Raw genomic sequence first — 15671 nt, 5'->3', positions numbered from 1 at the left:
CGATCTTTCGACCAAAAACGATTGGATAAGCAAGGAACAGGCATGATTAAATTAGTTGAATTATTTTGCGATGTCGATGATTTTTGCAAAGTATTTATACCCCAATGGGAAAAACAATTACTCGAAGATGGCACCCAAAAACGTCAGCGTTCAGGACGTATGACGACCAGTGAAATTATGACTATTGTTATTAGTTTTCATATGTCACATCACCGAGATTTCAAAAATTACTACCTTGGCTATGTATCACTTATGTACAAAAGTGAATTTCCCAACTTGCTCAGTTACACACTATTTTTAGCCGTTATGCCAAGGGTAATTGTGCCGATGTGTGCCTATTTTACTTCACTTAAAGGTAAACCCACAGGCGTTGAATTCATTGACTCCACATGTATTAAAGTGTGCCATAATATTCGTATTCCAAGACACAAAACCTTTGATGGAATAGCCCAGCGTGGCAAAGGAACAATGGGATGGTTTTATGGCTTCAAGCTACATTTAATCGTTAATCACCATGGTGAAATTGTTGCTGCGAAAGTGACAACAGGAAATGTACATGATACTCAACCAGTGCGTGAGTTAGCGAGCTGCCTGACGGATAAATTATATGGTGACAAAGGGTATTTAAGTAAAGCTTTAGAAGCCGATTTACTCGATAAAGGGGTAAAGCTCATTACGACGGTTCGCAAAAATATGAAGGCAAAAGCGATGTCATTATGGGATAGAGCAATGCTTTCAAAACGCTTTATAATCGAAACAATTAATGACCAGCTCAAGAACATATCCTTCATTGAACATTCAAGACATCGGAGTATGAACGGCTTTATGTTGAATTTAGTCGCTGGATTGGTGGCTTATTGCTTGAAAGAAAAGAAGCCACACCTTAATTTAACTGACGTAGAGCTTAACGCATTAGTTATCGCTTAAGCAGAACTCAGGTTAACTAGCCATTTATTAATGGGGAGCGCCTTTGATAGTTGTCGTACTAGTGAAATGGTGTTGGCTGAAGACTTAATCGAGGCAACACCCGATAACTCACTGACGTTATTTGATAGAGGCTTCTATTCTCTAGGCTTACTCAATCGTTGGCATCATGCTGGGGGAAATAGGCATTGGCTTCAACCGATGAGAAAAGGCACGCAATATGAAATTGTTCGCTCTTTAGGTCGTCAAGACAAACTTATCAAGCTAAAAGCAACAGCACAAGCGAGAAAAAAGTTCGACGATTTACCACAGAGTATTGAAGTCAGGCTAGTCACAAAAACGGTTAAGGGGAAAGAAGTGAATATACTCACTTCACTGACTGATCCAATGCGTTTCCCTAAGGCTGACATTGTTGACCTCTATAGTGAACGATGGGAAATTGAACTTGGTTATCGAGAAATGAAACAAACGTTACTGAATAGTCACTTCACGCTACGCAGCAAGAAACCTGAGATGATAGCGCAAGAATTATGGGGCGTAATGTTGAGCTATAACTTGCTCCGATACCAGATGGTGAAAATGGCGCAGAAAAAGTCTGGAATATATCAGGCATTGATCAGACCCCTAGGCAACTTTTTGGATTTTATATAAATGCAACGCATGTCCACCAATGAGCCTTATTATCTTTTCCCTGAACTCATCAAAACCATCCAAGCTGATTTTGTCGCCTTGCTGGAGTAGATTAATTCCCTCAAAACACTGAAAGACCCAACGTAATGTTGGGTTAGATATTTCTTTATTGATTTGATTCGCTATCGTGGCTTTTTCTTTTTTCATATTCGCTCTCATTCGTCTTTGCGCGATTGAATAAACTAACAATGAAAGTGTCATCACCATCAACAGAGCATCTATTCTACTTGGCTTTTTGATAAATAATGATGAAACAAAAAACAAGGGGTCTTTTAAAAACCTAAACCCTTTTTCTACTTCAGATTGTGCTTTGTAATGCTTAAGTAAACCTACTGGTGAAAGGGCTTCTTTATCAATATTCGTTGCTAATACGAAGCATGACTTTTGTTCTACAATCTGTTTTATTGCGCTTTCGTTTTCTTCAATTTCTGCCGTGATTTGCCATTCAATATTTTTTACTGGCGCATCTTTTTTAGGTCGCCCTTTACCTTCATAGACTTTATGCTTAATAAATTGCTGAGTCGCTATTTGATGATGCTTCATCTTTTTCGCTAATTTATCTAATGCGCGTTGTGCGTCAGTTTGACAAGCGAAACGTTGAGCTTGTAAATGGAAGAGGTCTTTTTTGATGCCTGTGTGTGCTCGCTCAACTTGTCGAACAATGCTTTTTTGTGCTCGGCTATTAGCTGCTTTTGAATAAATAATCATCCATCTTTGCTTTATCCCCATATGCTCAATCTCTTCAACAACATATTGATAGTTATCATCAATATTAACCCATTGGTTGGCTGCTATGGCTGTACTTATAGAGGATTTTTCAAGAGAAATTGTTGAAGGTACTAGCGTGAGAAATTGAATTTTGGTTAAAAACTCAGCATTACTTTTATGATAAAGTTTACAGTCTGCCACAAGGTATTTAGGAGCTTGGCTTTTTTTGAACTCGTCAACAAGCGCCTTACTTCGCGCTTTAAAAATAGCGGTGTCTGCGCTGTTACCATCCCAGTTTTTACATGCAAGCGGGATCCCACCATCTTGGCTAACAATGATTTCTTGTACGACTTGTTTTAAATCAGGACGGTGAGCCTTGCTATAGCCATGAGTAATTTTAATGACGTTTTCATCACTATCTCCATCATCAAAAGCATATTCACCTGTCAGTGAGTGACTCGTTGTATCAAGTGATTCAAAGGTTTTATCAACTTGTTCTATTTCACATGCTTGTCCGGAGACTAATGAAAATAAGCTTTCACAGCCAAACTCGAAGCATTGATCGAGAGTTCTACCAAGTTTGTGACGATTAAAATGTGATGCTTGAACCCCTTCACGAAATAAATGTTCAAGAGGCAAGTTAGTAAAAAATTGAGGGCTGAGTGATAAAGGTCGATTGGCAAAACCGAGTCCATTCATGATCATGCCTTTTACAGCTTCACCGGGGGTGATTTCTTGTTTATCGTCTTGAGGTAAGTATTGATCTAAAAGGCTGACAATTTTTAAGTCTTCTATAACACCTGAAACAATACCGTGATGGTCTAACCGTTTGATTTTTAGATTCATATACACCTCAAAGTTGAGATGTTATTTTATCAAATTAAAGAGAATTAAGCGTTTAAATTAAATCGAAATTTTTGAAATTGGTCTGATCAATGTCTGATATATGCAAAACACCTGAGTTTTACGACGTGTGCTATTAGTATTATTAACCTTATTCATACAATGTTTATAGAAAATGCAGGACGGATACCTAAATCAATAGAGCAATTACAAGCTCAAGTTGAACATCACATATTGCCGATAAAACGGGAGCGGGCGTATCCGAGGTGTGTGAAACCAAAACCCAGTAAATACCCCAATAAAAAATGCCAGTCCGCTGTTAACTGACTGGCATTAAGCATTAAGCTGGTTTTTTCATTAAACACACTAGGTTACTTAAAATAGTAATTTAGTTACGTGGTAAATGTATTTTTCTCTCAGCACTTTGAAGATAAAGTACAATAGTGTGACCAATTGTTTGTAACTTAGTCGCACCAGTTTCACGTACGATAGCTTCAAAAATAAGAGCTTTAGTTTCACGATCGTCAGTCGGCGCTTTCACTTTAATCAATTCGTGAATTTCTAACGCACTTTTAATTTCCATTACTACGCCTTCGGTTAAACCGTTAGAACCTAGTAAAACTACTGGCTTGAGGCTATGTGCCTGACCTTTTAAAAACTGCTTTTGTTTATTTGATAATGTCATGTTTATACAAATTTTGCTGAATATGGCTTGAATTAAGGGTATTCTACCGCCATCTAAAGAATATTACTAATTAGTTGCGTGTTAATTTATGACAAATAAAAAACAGTCAGCCAGTTCACAGCGATGGCTGAAAGAACATTTTGATGATAAATATGTTCAAGAAGCGCAAAAAAAAGGCTGGCGTTCTAGAGCGGTTTTTAAATTAGATGAAGTTCAGAACAGAGATAAAATACTGCGTCCGGGTATGACAGTGGTAGATTTAGGGGCCGCGCCGGGTAGTTGGTCACAGTATTTAGCCGAAAAAGTGGGTGATAAAGGTCAAGTAATAGCATGTGATATTTTACCGATGGATTCCCTTGCAGGTGTAGACTTCTTACAAGGTGACTTTCGTGAGGAGGCTGTATTAAATGCATTATTAAAACGCATTGATGGGAAAAATGTTGATGTGGTATTCTCTGACATGGCACCAAATATGAGTGGTAATAATTCAGTTGATCAAGCTGGTAGTATGTATTTGGTAGAGCTTGCATTAGATATGTGTAGCCAAGTACTAAAGAAAAATGGTGCATTTATTGTTAAAGTGTTTCAAGGTGAAGGCTTTGATCAATACTTACAAGACGTACGTAATAGTTTTAAAGTAGTGAAGATACGTAAACCTGATGCCTCGCGTGCCCGTTCTCGGGAAGTATATATAGTAGCGACTGGATACAAACTGTAGTACAGTTGCTTGGCGTTTAGTTGAATTTAAATTAATTGGATACAAGAGGTTAACCCCTTGAGCGATATGGCAAAAAACTTAATACTATGGCTGGTCATTGCAGTTGTGCTGATGTCAGTCTTCCAGAGCTTTAATGGTGGCGATCAAGTTGATCGTCAGACAAGCTATAGTCAATTTGTTAAAGACGCCCGAAATGGCTCTATACAAGAAGTGGCAATTGAAAGTACCAGTGGGACAATTACAGGTACTAAAACCAGTGGCGAACGTTTTCAAACGATTATGCCTATTTACGACAAAGATATTTTAAATGACTTATTAAAAAGTAATGTGAATGTGAAGGGTGTAAAACCTGAAGAACAGTCATTTTTAGCAAGTATATTTATTTCTTGGTTCCCAATGATACTGCTGATTGGTGTATGGATATTCTTCATGCGTCAGATGCAAGGCGGCGGCGGTAAAGGCGCTATGTCATTTGGTAAGAGTAAAGCGCGTTTAATGAGCGAAGATCAAATTAAAACAACGTTTGCAGATGTTGCTGGTTGTGATGAAGCGAAAGAAGATGTTACCGAATTGGTAGACTTTTTACGTGACCCTTCTAAGTTTCAAAAACTTGGCGGTAGTATTCCTAAAGGCGTACTAATGGTTGGTCCTCCTGGTACTGGTAAAACGTTACTTGCAAAGGCTGTTGCGGGTGAAGCGAAAGTACCGTTTTTTACAATTTCTGGTTCAGATTTTGTTGAAATGTTTGTAGGTGTTGGCGCATCACGTGTACGTGACATGTTTGAGCAAGCTAAAAAAGCAGCGCCTTGTATTATCTTTATAGATGAGATTGATGCTGTTGGTCGTAAACGTGGTGCTGGTATGGGCGGCGGTAACGACGAACGTGAGCAAACACTTAACCAAATGCTAGTAGAAATGGATGGCTTTGGTGGTAACGAAGGTATTATCGTTATTGCAGCAACTAACCGACCAGATGTATTAGACCCAGCATTACTTCGTCCAGGTCGTTTTGACCGTCAAGTAGAAGTAGGTTTACCTGATATTCGTGGCCGTGAGCAAATACTTAAAGTACACATGCGTAAGGTGCCATTAGGCGATAACGTTGAAGCGGCACTTATTGCAAGAGGTACCCCAGGTTTCTCTGGTGCTGATTTAGCAAACTTAGTAAACGAAGCTGCACTTTATGCCGCACGTGGCAATAAGCGTGTTGTAAGTATGGCTGAATTTGACGCTGCTAAAGATAAAATCATGATGGGTGCAGAACGCAAAACCATGGTGATGAGCGAGCAAGAAAAAGCAATGACTGCGTATCATGAAGCAGGTCACGCAATTGTGGGCCGTATGGTTCCTGAACATGATCCAGTTTACAAAGTATCTATTATTCCACGTGGCCGTGCGCTAGGTGTAACAATGTACTTGCCTGAACAAGACCGTGTTAGTCATTCAAAAGAGCTTTTAGAATCAATGATTTCTAGCCTTTACGGTGGTCGAATTGCTGAAGCGCTTATTTATGGTGCTGATAAAGTAACAACAGGTGCGAGTAATGATATTGAACGAGCTACAGATATTGCTCGTAAAATGGTTACACACTGGGGTTTAAGTGAAAAGCTAGGTCCGTTACTTTACGCTGAAGATCAAAATGAAATGTATATGGGTGGCGGCGGCAGTCGTGCATCTAGCATGTCAGACGACACAGCAAAGATAATTGATGCAGAGGTTCGATTACTTTCAGATCGTAACTATCAACGAGCAGAAGAAATATTAAAAGAAAATATTGATATTCTTCACTCAATGAAAGACGCTTTAATGAAATACGAAACAATCGACGCTAAGCAAATTGATGATTTAATGGCACGCCAACCAGTGCGTGAACCGCGTGATGCACATGACCGCCATGAAGCAAAACCGGTAAAAGCTGAAGAATCTCAAGAGCCAGTTAGCGATGAAAGTCAAAAATCGGATGATTCATCGAAAAAAGATGAAACAAACCTTGATGATAAAGCTGAATAATCGTTAAAATAGCGAATGAAAGCCCCGTACTTCGGGGCTTTTTTGTATCAGTTATTTATACCAATTTTATTGATGGATGTTCATTCTAGCGAATTAAATAACTCACTAACTTCGCTGAGAAATTATTTATATAGAATAACTATATGTCATAATTCCGCCTTGTAATTAAGCTATTTACTTATCGCTATAATAGATATTAATTTAATTTTATTGGAAAAAGAATAAAGGTTGGCAATGACTAACATATTAAAGCTTCCCAGAGGACGTACGCTTAATATTGAAAAGCCCGTTATTATGGGAATATTAAATGTAACGCCGGATTCATTTTCTGATGGTGGGCAGTTTTTAGACCCAACAATAGCACTGAAACGTGCAATGCAGTTATTGGATGATGGTGCGAAAATTGTAGACATAGGCGGAGAATCTACCCGCCCCGGCGCACCAAATGTGAGTTTGAAAGATGAACTTGCCCGCGTAATTCCCGCTATTAAAGCAATACGTGAGCACAGTGATTGCGTTATTTCAATTGATACCAGTAAAGCGCAAGTAATGGAACAAGCAATACTCGCAGGGGCTGATATAGTCAACGATGTAAGAGCTTTGCAAGAATTAGATGCGTTAGAAACGGTTGCGCACTATAAAGATGTAGCAATTTGTTTAATGCATATGCAAGGGCAACCTCGCAGTATGCAATGTGCACCTCATTATGATGATTTGTTTGCAGATATAAATATGTTTTTTAGTCAACGTATTAAAGCCTGTGAAACAGCCGGGATTAAGTTTGAACGACTTATCCTAGATCCCGGTTTTGGATTTGGAAAAACGCTTAACCATAACTATCAAATATTGGCTAAGTTTAATGATTTTAATAAATTGGGTTTGCCATTATTGGCTGGTTTATCTCGTAAATCGATGATAGGTAATTTATTAAATAGAGAAACAAGTGAGCGATTGGCAGGTAGCTTAGCAGGTGCGCTAATCGCGGCGCAAAATGGCGCAAAAATTATTCGCGTACATGACGTAAAAGAAACCGCAGACGTGCTTAGTGTATTACGAGCCTGCGAACAAGGAATACAATAATGAAAGAAAGAAAATATTTTGGCACTGATGGAGTGCGTGGATTAGTTGGTACAGCACCTATTAACCCAGAGTTTGCTATGAAATTAGGTTGGGCAGCAGGGCGTGTTTTATCTCTGGGTGGCACTAAAAAAGTAATTATTGGTAAAGATACACGTATCTCAGGTTATATGCTTGAAACAGCACTTGAAGCTGGGTTAATTGCCGCAGGTATTGACGTCGTGTTACTTGGCCCTATGCCAACGCCTGCTGTTGCCTATTTAGCGCAAACGTTTCGTGCGGAAGCGGGAATTGTAATTAGTGCATCACACAACCCTTATTACGATAATGGTATTAAGTTTTTTAACGGACAAGGCCTAAAGCTAGCTGATTCCGTAGAGCTTCAAATAGAAGCGATGCTTGATGAGCCAATGACTTGCGTTGCATCTGATAAATTAGGTAAAGCATCTCGTTTAGTCAGTGCAGATGGTCGTTACATAGAATTTTGTAAAAGTCAGTTTCCACAAGGTTTGTCATTAGAGGGTCTCAAAGTCGTCGTTGATTGTGCTAATGGTGCTACATATCATATTGCTCCTTCTGTTATGCGCGAACTTGGTGCTGAAGTAATTACCCATGCGTGTGAGCCAAATGGCGTAAACATAAATCATGAATGTGGTGCTACACACGTAGATACACTTAAACGTAAAGTACTTGAATTTAAAGCAGACGTAGGTATTGCTTATGATGGTGATGGTGATCGCGTTATGATGGTTGATCATAATGGCCGTGTATTTGATGGTGATGATCTAGTTTATATAATTGCGTGTCAAGCAGCCCAAGAAGATAACTTAGGTGGTGGCGTAGTTGGGACTGTTATGTCTAACATGGGGCTTGAAAATGCTTTAAAAGCCAAAGGAATTGAGTTCGCACGTAGTAAAGTAGGCGATCGCTACGTTATGGAATTACTGCAGCAGAAGGGTTGGAAAATTGGTGGGGAAAGCTCGGGCCATGTTCTAAATCTAGATTTGATCAGTACCGGGGATGGTATTATTTCAAGCCTACAAGTATTGGCTGCAATGGTTGCACAAAACCGCACTCTACAAGACTTAGGTGCAGGCTTTACTAAATACCCAATGAAAATGATTAACGTACGTTATACACCGGGAACTGATCCAACGAGTACAACAGAGGTCCTTGCAGCTGTTGCCGAAGTAGAGAAAAGCTTAGGTGATAAAGGGCGCGTTTTACTTCGTAAATCAGGTACTGAGCCTGTTGTGCGTGTTATGGTTGAAGCAGAACAAGAAAAAATAGTGCTCGATAGTGCGCAAAAAATTGCGATAGTTGTCGAATCTATGAGCAAATAAACTGATTGATAACAATAACCTCTTGTAACTTTGGGCGAGAAAAGTTAATATCTCGCCCGCTTTCTAATGTGGAGTGGAAAAATGGCAATACGCAAGCCAATGGTCGCAGGCAACTGGAAAATGAACGGTTCGTTAGAGCTAATTAAAGAAATGTCTGGTGCCATCAACAATGTTAAATCAAAAGAGATAGACATTGTCTTATTTCCCCCGTTCCCATTAGTATCATCAATGGTTTTAACCGGAGTCTGTACAGGAGCGCAAACTGTTTCTGAAAACGAACCAGGCGCCTTTACCGGTGAAGTTGATGCGAAACTTATTAAAGATTTAGGCGCGAAGTACGTGCTAGTAGGTCATTCAGAACGACGTAGTATTTATAATGAAAGTAATACTACGGTCGCTGAAAAATTTGCTCGAGCTCAAAATGTTGGTCTCATTCCAATCTTATGTGTGGGTGAAAGTGAAACAGAGCAAGAAAATGGTAAAACTGAGCTTGTCGTTTCTACACAAATTGATGCAATAATTAATAAATTAGGTGTAGCGGCACTAAAAGATTCTGTGATAGCATACGAACCCGTTTGGGCCATCGGCACAGGTAAAACTGCATCGCCAGAACAGGCACAAAACGTTCACAAATTTATCCGTGATAAAATTGCTTCATTAGATGGCAATTTAGCACAAGGGCTTACCATCTTATATGGTGGTAGCGTTAATGAAAAAAATAGCGAATTATTATTTGCACAAACAGATATAGACGGTGGCCTAATTGGTGGTGCTAGTCTAAAAGCAGATTCATTTATTGCAATTTGTAAAAGTGCAGAAGGAACCGTATAAGATGTACGAAATTTTATTAGTAGTTTATTTAGTTGTTGCCTTGGCATTAGTTGGTATGGTTTTAATCCAACAAGGTAAAGGCGCAGATATGGGCTCTTCATTTGGTGCCGGTGCGTCTGCTACTGTTTTTGGATCGTCAGGTGCTGGTAATTTCATGACGAAAACAACGACAAGTTTGGCAACTGTATTTTTTGTTTTAAGCATTGTTTTAGGTAACCTTACTGCGGGTCAAATTAAAAAGACTGACGAATGGGAAAATCTAGAAGCAGCGCCTGCAGTTGAAACAGTGTCTCCTGTAGAAGAGGATGTTCCTGTAACATCTACGAAAGAGAAAAGCTCTGACGTACCAAATTAATTTAACTTAAATAAATGTTAGACGATTTATATTCCTCATTTAAATCATTAAGTTTAACACTTAAGCGAAAGCTTGAAATGCGGATGTGGTGGAATTGGTAGACACGCCACCTTGAGGGGGTGGTGCTTTAGGGCGTGGGGGTTCAAGTCCCCCCATCCGCACCAAATTTAATAAACCAGTAACAGCAATGTTACTGGTTTTTTTTTAATAAAAATAATTCTGTTCATTTTTAGAACTATTCAAGCCTGTTTTTACATTGCTTCTTATAAATTAGCGAAAAATCACAAAAAACTAGAAATATTACAACTTGAATTCAAGTATTAAGTGCAATCATTATGTAGTCACCAGAACTTCTGATTGCCCCGTAAATAATTCATGAGGCGTTTTATACCCCTCTCCCATGATGAATATGAGTGAGCGAAATACACATCCGCTTCTAATTTTTGTGCAACATGCTCATGGTGAGCAAACTCTTTTCCATTATCTAAAGTCACGTTAATAACCTTATCTATATATGGTGTCATACACTTTATCAGCGCATCAGCTGTTATTTCCGCATGCTTGCTTTCAATTATGTGAACGACTGTATATAACGTTTTACGTTCAACCATTGTGACAAAGGCATTTTTACGCCCTTTGCCTATGACTGTGTCACTCTCCAAATCACCAATCCTAGACTTTGAATCCACAATACTTGGGCGTTCATCAATACTGACTCGATTAATACCAATCTGCTTATATATGGGGTCTATTTAACGTTAAGAAAATTACGCTAGAACTAGGCAAAAGTTTTTGTATCTAGGGCGTGTTGATCTTTGCGGTATAAAAAACAAACAGCATAAGGATAAGGTATAATTGAATTCGCTAAAAAACGTTACACCGAACCCTCATGCCAAGATTAATGTTAACAGACGCGACATGGAATGTCTTATCAAAAGTAATGCACTTAAGTGGTCGAATTTATAATAAGCCTGAGCATAGAAAAACGCTCGAAGGCATACTCTATAAGATGCGTACCGGTATTCCTTGGCGAGATTTACCGTCTTATTTCGGCTCGTGGAGTGCTATTTATAGACGATTTAATTTATGGTCCAAAAAAGATATTTTGAATGAATTATTTCGAGTGTTATCCCACTATGCTGATATGGATTGGATCTTTATTGATGGCAGTATTGTCAGGGCTCACCAGCATAGTTGCGGTGCAAGAACCGCTGACAATGAATCAATCGGTAAGAGTCGAGGTGGTAATTCGACTAAAATTCATCTTGCAGTAGATAGCGGAGGATTGCCTGTTTATTATGAATTATCCTGTGGAAATACGCATGATATCGTCCATGCAGAGTCACTTGTAGCCAATTGCCCAACGAGTAATGTTGTTGTCGCAGATAAAGGCTACGATAGTGAAAAACTAAGAGAGTTTATTCGTGACAATAGCGCTACACCCGTTATTCCACGCAAGGATAACAGTTTAGTGGGTAATGAAGATATTGACTGGTGCATGTACAAATATAGGCACTTAGTTGAGAATGCCTTTGGTCGGATCAAACAATATAGAGGGATAGCCACACGGTATGAAAAGCTTGAGCGGAATTATCATTCCATGCTCGCTTTAGCATTCACTATGATGTGGCTACCAATATGGGCTGATTAATATATATACTACAAAGATCAACAGCCCCTAGTTGTTCTAAATTAAAAATTTTTAACAACGTTATAGTGCAATTTAATTCGTTAAATTGATCAAAGATTTATGCAGGTTGGTATAACTATCTGTCCGCGTTTATCGTAGCTTCCATAGCGTTTTTTATACTTTTTACATGCACGAGTGAGTGTCTTATGTAGTTCACCACCACGAGCCTTGTCTCTGTAAATAACCTGAGTTCTGCTTAAGCGATAACTAATGCGTTAAGCTCTACGTCAGTTAAATTAAGGTGTGGCTTCTTTTCTTTCAAGCAATAAGCCACCAATCCAGCGACTAAATTCAACATAAAGCCGTTCATACTCCGATGTCTTGAATGTTCAATGAAGGATATGTTCTTGAGCTGGTCATTAATTGTTTCGATTATAAAGCGTTTTGAAAGCATTGCTCTATCCCATAATGACATCGCTTTTGCCTTCATATTTTTGCGAACCGTCGTAATGAGCTTTACCCCTTTATCGAGTAAATCGGCTTCTAAAGCTTTACTTAAATACCCTTTGTCACCATATAATTTATCCGTCAGGCAGCTCGCTAACTCACGCACTGGTTGAGTATCATGTACATTTCCTGTTGTCACTTTCGCAGCAACAATTTCACCATGGTGATTAACGATTAAATGTAGCTTGAAGCCATAAAACCATCCCATTGTTCCTTTGCCACGCTGGGCTATTCCATCAAAGGTTTTGTGTCTTGGAATACGAATATTATGGCACACTTTAATACATGTGGAGTCAATGAATTCAACGCCTGTGGGTTTACCTTTAAGTGAAGTAAAATAGGCACACATCGGCACAATTACCCTCGGCATAACGGCTAAAAATCGTGTGTAACTGAGCAAGTTGGGAAATTCACTTTTGTACATAAGTGATACATAGCCAAGGTAGTAATTTTTGAAATCTCGGTGATGTGACATATGAAAACTAATAACAATAGTCATAATTTCACTGGTCGTCATACGTCCTGAACGCTGACGTTTTTGGGTGCCATCTTCGAGTAATTGTTTTTCCCATTGGGGTATAAATACTTTGCAAAAATCATCGACATCGCAAAATAATTCAACTAATTTAATCATGCCTGTTCCTTGCTTATCCAATCGTTTTTGGTCGAAACGATAGGAAATGCAAACGAAGATACGATCAGAGCGTATGTGCAAAACCAGCTAACCGAATTAGACAATAAAGAAAAACACGGGGCTCAGTTAGAACTCCTTTAAACTCGGTCGCTTGCGGCCGATTCTTTAATCAGAGCGTAGCGAAAATCTCGGGGGCTTGCCCCCGTGCTGGATAGTGTAGACTGAGCTTGTCCCAGTCTACACTATCGAACACATGGAACTTCAAAGAAATACGCATCACGTTTTTAGGATCATGTACCATTTTGTGTGGATACCTAAATATCGACATAAAGTGTTCTCAGAGCCTTATAGAACAGAGATGAAAGCAATTATTCAAAAGATTGGTTACGACTATGACATTGATATAATTGAGTTAGAAATACCAGAAGATCATATTCATATTAATGAATGAGCATGATTGGCCTAAATTATTTGAACTCGACCAAGACCCAGCTGTAATGCAGTATTTAACGCGAGGTGTACCTACCTCTTTAGAGCAAATAAAAAATGAGGGAGTGCCTCGTATGCTCGCATATCGAAATGAGCTAAAAGGCTGGGGGCTGTGGAGTATCACTATAAAGCAAACCAATACATTTATAGGCTGGGTATTAATAAGGCCTATGGCTTTTTTTAGTGATGCACCAAATTACGGTGATATTGAAATAGGCTGGCGTTTTAAGCAATCAAGTTGGGGGCATGGTTATGCAACCGAGGCGGCTTTAGCATTATGTGATGAACTTATAAAACAAGATGACGTTAAGGCGATAAGTGCAACGGCACTCAAAGATAATATAGCCTCTATAAAAATAATGAAAAAGTTAGGTCTGCAATTTATAAAAAATTACACACACACAGATGAGCAAGGCGACTTACCCGCAGTGCTTTATACAAAAAACGTTTGAAGATGATTAAATATCAATAGTATAAAGATTGACCTATCTTTAAATGACGTGCATTAATATAGGCAACAAAAATAATAAATTAAGGATGTTGTATGGGATTGTTTTTTTCACCACGTAAATTAATCGTCAAAAGTGTACTGGTTTTACAGTTCACTACTTTTAGTATTTTGGCGCAGCCTTTAGCGCAAAGCGCAGTCGCAATGCCTGACTCGTTCAGTGCCGATGCTACTAAAAGTATATTAGAGCAAGGCGGTAATGCTGTTGATGCGGCTATTACGGCACAATTTGTACTTGCAGTGACGCTTCCTGAAGCTGGCAATATTGGCGGCGGGGGATTTATGCTTATTCAAAAAGATGGCAAAGGTGATTTTATAGATTATCGCGAAACAGCGCCAACAGCGGCTCATCGTGATATGTATTTAGATGATCAAGGTAATGTTATAGCAAATAAATCAATATATGGCATTCACGCAAGCGGTGTACCGGGCAGTGTAGCGGGTATGTGGCTTGCCCATCAAAAGCATGGCACTTTAAAGTGGGAAGCACTAGTACAGCCTGCTGTAACGTTGGCTGAGCAAGGGTTTGTAGTTCCGCCTAAGTTAGAAAAAGGTGTTAGCCATTATATAGCCTATCTAAAAGAGCAAAAAATAAATGTAAACTTCGAAAAATATTTTGCTGATGTAAAAGCTAATAAAGTATTTAAGCAACCCGAGTTAGCTGCAACGTTAAAGCGTATTCGTGATAACGGTCAAGATGGGTTTTATAAAGGCGAAACTGCAAATATTATTGCTAAATTTATGCATCAGCATGGTGGTATTATTGATCAAGATGATTTAAAAAATTATACCGCTAAATCACGTACACCTATTAAAGCGAGTTGGAATGGTTATGAAGTACTTACTTCGCCACCGCCGAGTTCAGGTGGTATTGCTATTTTGCAGTGGCTTAAAATGTATGAGTTACAAAAACCAGATGCGGGCTTAGCGCATAACTCTGCTCAATATGTACACTTACTTTCTGAAATAGGTAAACGTGTATTTGCAGATAGGGCAGAATATTTAGGCGATCCTGACTTTTTTGATGTACCAGTCAGCGCATTAACTAATATTAACTACCTCAAAGAGCGCAGTGATGACATTTCGTTAACCGCGATCTCGACTACCGAAAATATTAAACCGGGACTTAAAGAAAGTGAGCAAACTACGCACTTTTCAATCGTTGATAAAATGGGTAACGCTGTCGCAAATACCACCACAATAAACTTAGGGTTTGGGAGCGGTGTAATTGTTGAAGGTGCAGGGTTTATTTTAAATGATGAAATGGACGACTTTAGTGCCAAACCAGGCGTTATGAATGTGTTTGGTGCAATAGGCGGTAAAGCTAACGAAATAAAGCCGCACAAGCGTATGCTTAGCTCTATGACGCCTACAATACTACTTAAAGACAACACTGTTAAAATGGTGACAGGCTCGCCTGGTGGCACAACAATTATTAGCTCTGTGTACGAATCTATTTTAAATGCGGTAGAGTTTGATATGACTGCAGAGCAGGTTGTAAATAGCCCTCGTTTTCATCATCAACTGTGGCCTAAAAATATAATTAGAACACACATAGGTTTAACTGATAGCGTAAAAGCAGAGCTCACAAAAATGGGTTACACCATAGATGAGAATCACTTTGGTGACTTACACGTTATTATTAATAAAGAGGGCCAATTAGATGCCGCTTCTGAAGCATCAGGACGTGGTAAGTCAATTGTTTTTTAAATAAAAAAA

At 39.0% G+C, this 15671-nt stretch carries 16 protein-coding genes, 1 tRNA gene and 1 pseudogene; 14 read left to right on the top strand and 4 right to left on the bottom strand.

The annotated features are described in order from the left end of the window. The first annotated feature begins 42 nt into the window (after nt 1–42). Together AC0VZ4_RS14600 and AC0VZ4_RS14595 are read left to right on the top strand one after the other, a co-directional pair. The gene (locus AC0VZ4_RS14600) at nt 43–927 is read left to right on the top strand and encodes an IS982 family transposase (RefSeq protein WP_475441613.1); all 885 of its coding nucleotides are present in this window, start codon (nt 43–45) and stop codon (nt 925–927) included. A 3-nt stretch (nt 928–930) separates the two neighbouring features. Further along, nucleotides 931–1524 (top strand): annotated as a pseudogene (locus AC0VZ4_RS14595) (IS4 family transposase); the annotation flags it as partial. A gap of 24 nt (nt 1525–1548) precedes the next feature. Here AC0VZ4_RS14595 and AC0VZ4_RS14590 read toward each other — a convergent pair. Further along, nucleotides 1549–3168: an IS1634 family transposase gene (locus tag AC0VZ4_RS14590; protein WP_475439728.1), complete on the bottom strand. Its 1620-nt coding sequence runs from the start codon at nt 3166–3168 to the stop codon at nt 1549–1551. 159 nt (nt 3169–3327) lie between these two features. Between AC0VZ4_RS14590 and AC0VZ4_RS14585 the strand changes: the two genes are divergently transcribed. Further along, nucleotides 3328–3492, top strand: a complete 165-nt coding sequence (locus tag AC0VZ4_RS14585; RefSeq protein ID WP_475440012.1) for a hypothetical protein — start codon at nt 3328–3330, stop codon at nt 3490–3492. Between the two features lie 61 nt (nt 3493–3553). Here AC0VZ4_RS14585 and yhbY read toward each other — a convergent pair whose 3' ends face one another. Next, the gene (yhbY, locus tag AC0VZ4_RS14580) at nt 3554–3850 is read right to left on the bottom strand and encodes a ribosome assembly RNA-binding protein YhbY (protein ID WP_007377785.1); all 297 of its coding nucleotides are present in this window, start codon (nt 3848–3850) and stop codon (nt 3554–3556) included. A gap of 88 nt (nt 3851–3938) precedes the next feature. On the opposite strand from yhbY, the gene rlmE reads away from it, so the two are divergent. From rlmE to AC0VZ4_RS14545, 7 genes are all read left to right on the top strand, one after another. Further along, the gene (gene rlmE, locus AC0VZ4_RS14575) at nt 3939–4568 is read left to right on the top strand and encodes a 23S rRNA (uridine(2552)-2'-O)-methyltransferase RlmE (protein WP_007377784.1); all 630 of its coding nucleotides are present in this window, start codon (nt 3939–3941) and stop codon (nt 4566–4568) included. A 66-nt stretch (nt 4569–4634) separates the two neighbouring features. Next, nucleotides 4635–6578, top strand: a complete 1944-nt coding sequence (gene ftsH / locus AC0VZ4_RS14570) for an ATP-dependent zinc metalloprotease FtsH (RefSeq protein ID WP_033015932.1) — start codon at nt 4635–4637, stop codon at nt 6576–6578. Nucleotides 6579–6812: 234 nt separating this feature from the next. Then, a complete protein-coding gene (gene folP / locus AC0VZ4_RS14565) occupies nt 6813–7658 on the top strand; it encodes a dihydropteroate synthase (protein ID WP_475440011.1) in 846 nt (281 codons plus the stop codon). Continuing rightward, the gene (gene glmM, locus AC0VZ4_RS14560) at nt 7658–8998 is read left to right on the top strand and encodes a phosphoglucosamine mutase (protein WP_475440010.1); all 1341 of its coding nucleotides are present in this window, start codon (nt 7658–7660) and stop codon (nt 8996–8998) included. Before folP ends, glmM begins: the two co-directional genes overlap by 1 nt. Nucleotides 8999–9079: 81 nt before the next feature. Further along, nucleotides 9080–9829 (top strand): triose-phosphate isomerase, encoded by a 750-nt coding sequence (tpiA, locus tag AC0VZ4_RS14555; protein WP_008136765.1) that lies wholly within the window; start codon nt 9080–9082, stop codon nt 9827–9829. Between the two features lies 1 nt (nt 9830). Beyond that, nucleotides 9831–10184, top strand: a complete 354-nt coding sequence (gene secG / locus AC0VZ4_RS14550; protein WP_007377779.1) for a preprotein translocase subunit SecG — start codon at nt 9831–9833, stop codon at nt 10182–10184. Nucleotides 10185–10263: 79 nt separating this feature from the next. Continuing rightward, a tRNA-Leu gene (locus AC0VZ4_RS14545) sits at nt 10264–10348 on the top strand. Nucleotides 10349–10525: 177 nt separating this feature from the next. Here the strand turns inward: AC0VZ4_RS14545 and AC0VZ4_RS14540 are convergent. Further along, nucleotides 10526–10894, bottom strand: coding sequence for an IS30 family transposase (locus tag AC0VZ4_RS14540; protein ID WP_475441663.1), 369 nt, complete (start codon nt 10892–10894; stop codon nt 10526–10528). A gap of 179 nt (nt 10895–11073) precedes the next feature. Between AC0VZ4_RS14540 and AC0VZ4_RS14535 the strand changes: the two genes are divergently transcribed. Continuing rightward, complete coding sequence (locus tag AC0VZ4_RS14535; RefSeq protein ID WP_475439610.1) at nt 11074–11835, top strand: IS5 family transposase; 762 nt, start codon at nt 11074–11076, stop codon at nt 11833–11835. Nucleotides 11836–12070: 235 nt separating this feature from the next. Here the strand turns inward: AC0VZ4_RS14535 and AC0VZ4_RS14530 are convergent, their stop codons facing one another. Further along, complete coding sequence (locus AC0VZ4_RS14530; protein ID WP_475441595.1) at nt 12071–12955, bottom strand: IS982 family transposase; 885 nt, start codon at nt 12953–12955, stop codon at nt 12071–12073. 253 nt (nt 12956–13208) lie between these two features. Between AC0VZ4_RS14530 and tnpA the strand changes: the two genes are divergently transcribed. From tnpA to ggt, 3 genes are all read left to right on the top strand, one after another. Continuing rightward, on the top strand, nt 13209–13406 hold the full coding sequence (gene tnpA, locus AC0VZ4_RS14525; protein WP_475440009.1) for an IS200/IS605 family transposase: 198 nt from the start codon (nt 13209–13211) through the stop codon (nt 13404–13406). Continuing rightward, nucleotides 13399–13896 (top strand): GNAT family N-acetyltransferase, encoded by a 498-nt coding sequence (locus AC0VZ4_RS14520; RefSeq protein ID WP_475440008.1) that lies wholly within the window; start codon nt 13399–13401, stop codon nt 13894–13896. The genes tnpA and AC0VZ4_RS14520 overlap by 8 nt, the downstream gene beginning before the upstream one ends. Before the next feature lie 92 nt (nt 13897–13988). Continuing rightward, the gene (gene ggt, locus AC0VZ4_RS14515) at nt 13989–15662 is read left to right on the top strand and encodes a gamma-glutamyltransferase (RefSeq protein ID WP_475440007.1); all 1674 of its coding nucleotides are present in this window, start codon (nt 13989–13991) and stop codon (nt 15660–15662) included. The last annotated feature ends 9 nt before the right edge of the window (nt 15663–15671 follow it).

Source organism: Pseudoalteromonas sp. QJM3NY_22, from assembly GCF_056173065.1.
The sequence above is the reverse complement of the archived record's forward strand: the minus strand, read 5'-3'. Positions and strand labels throughout refer to the sequence as shown.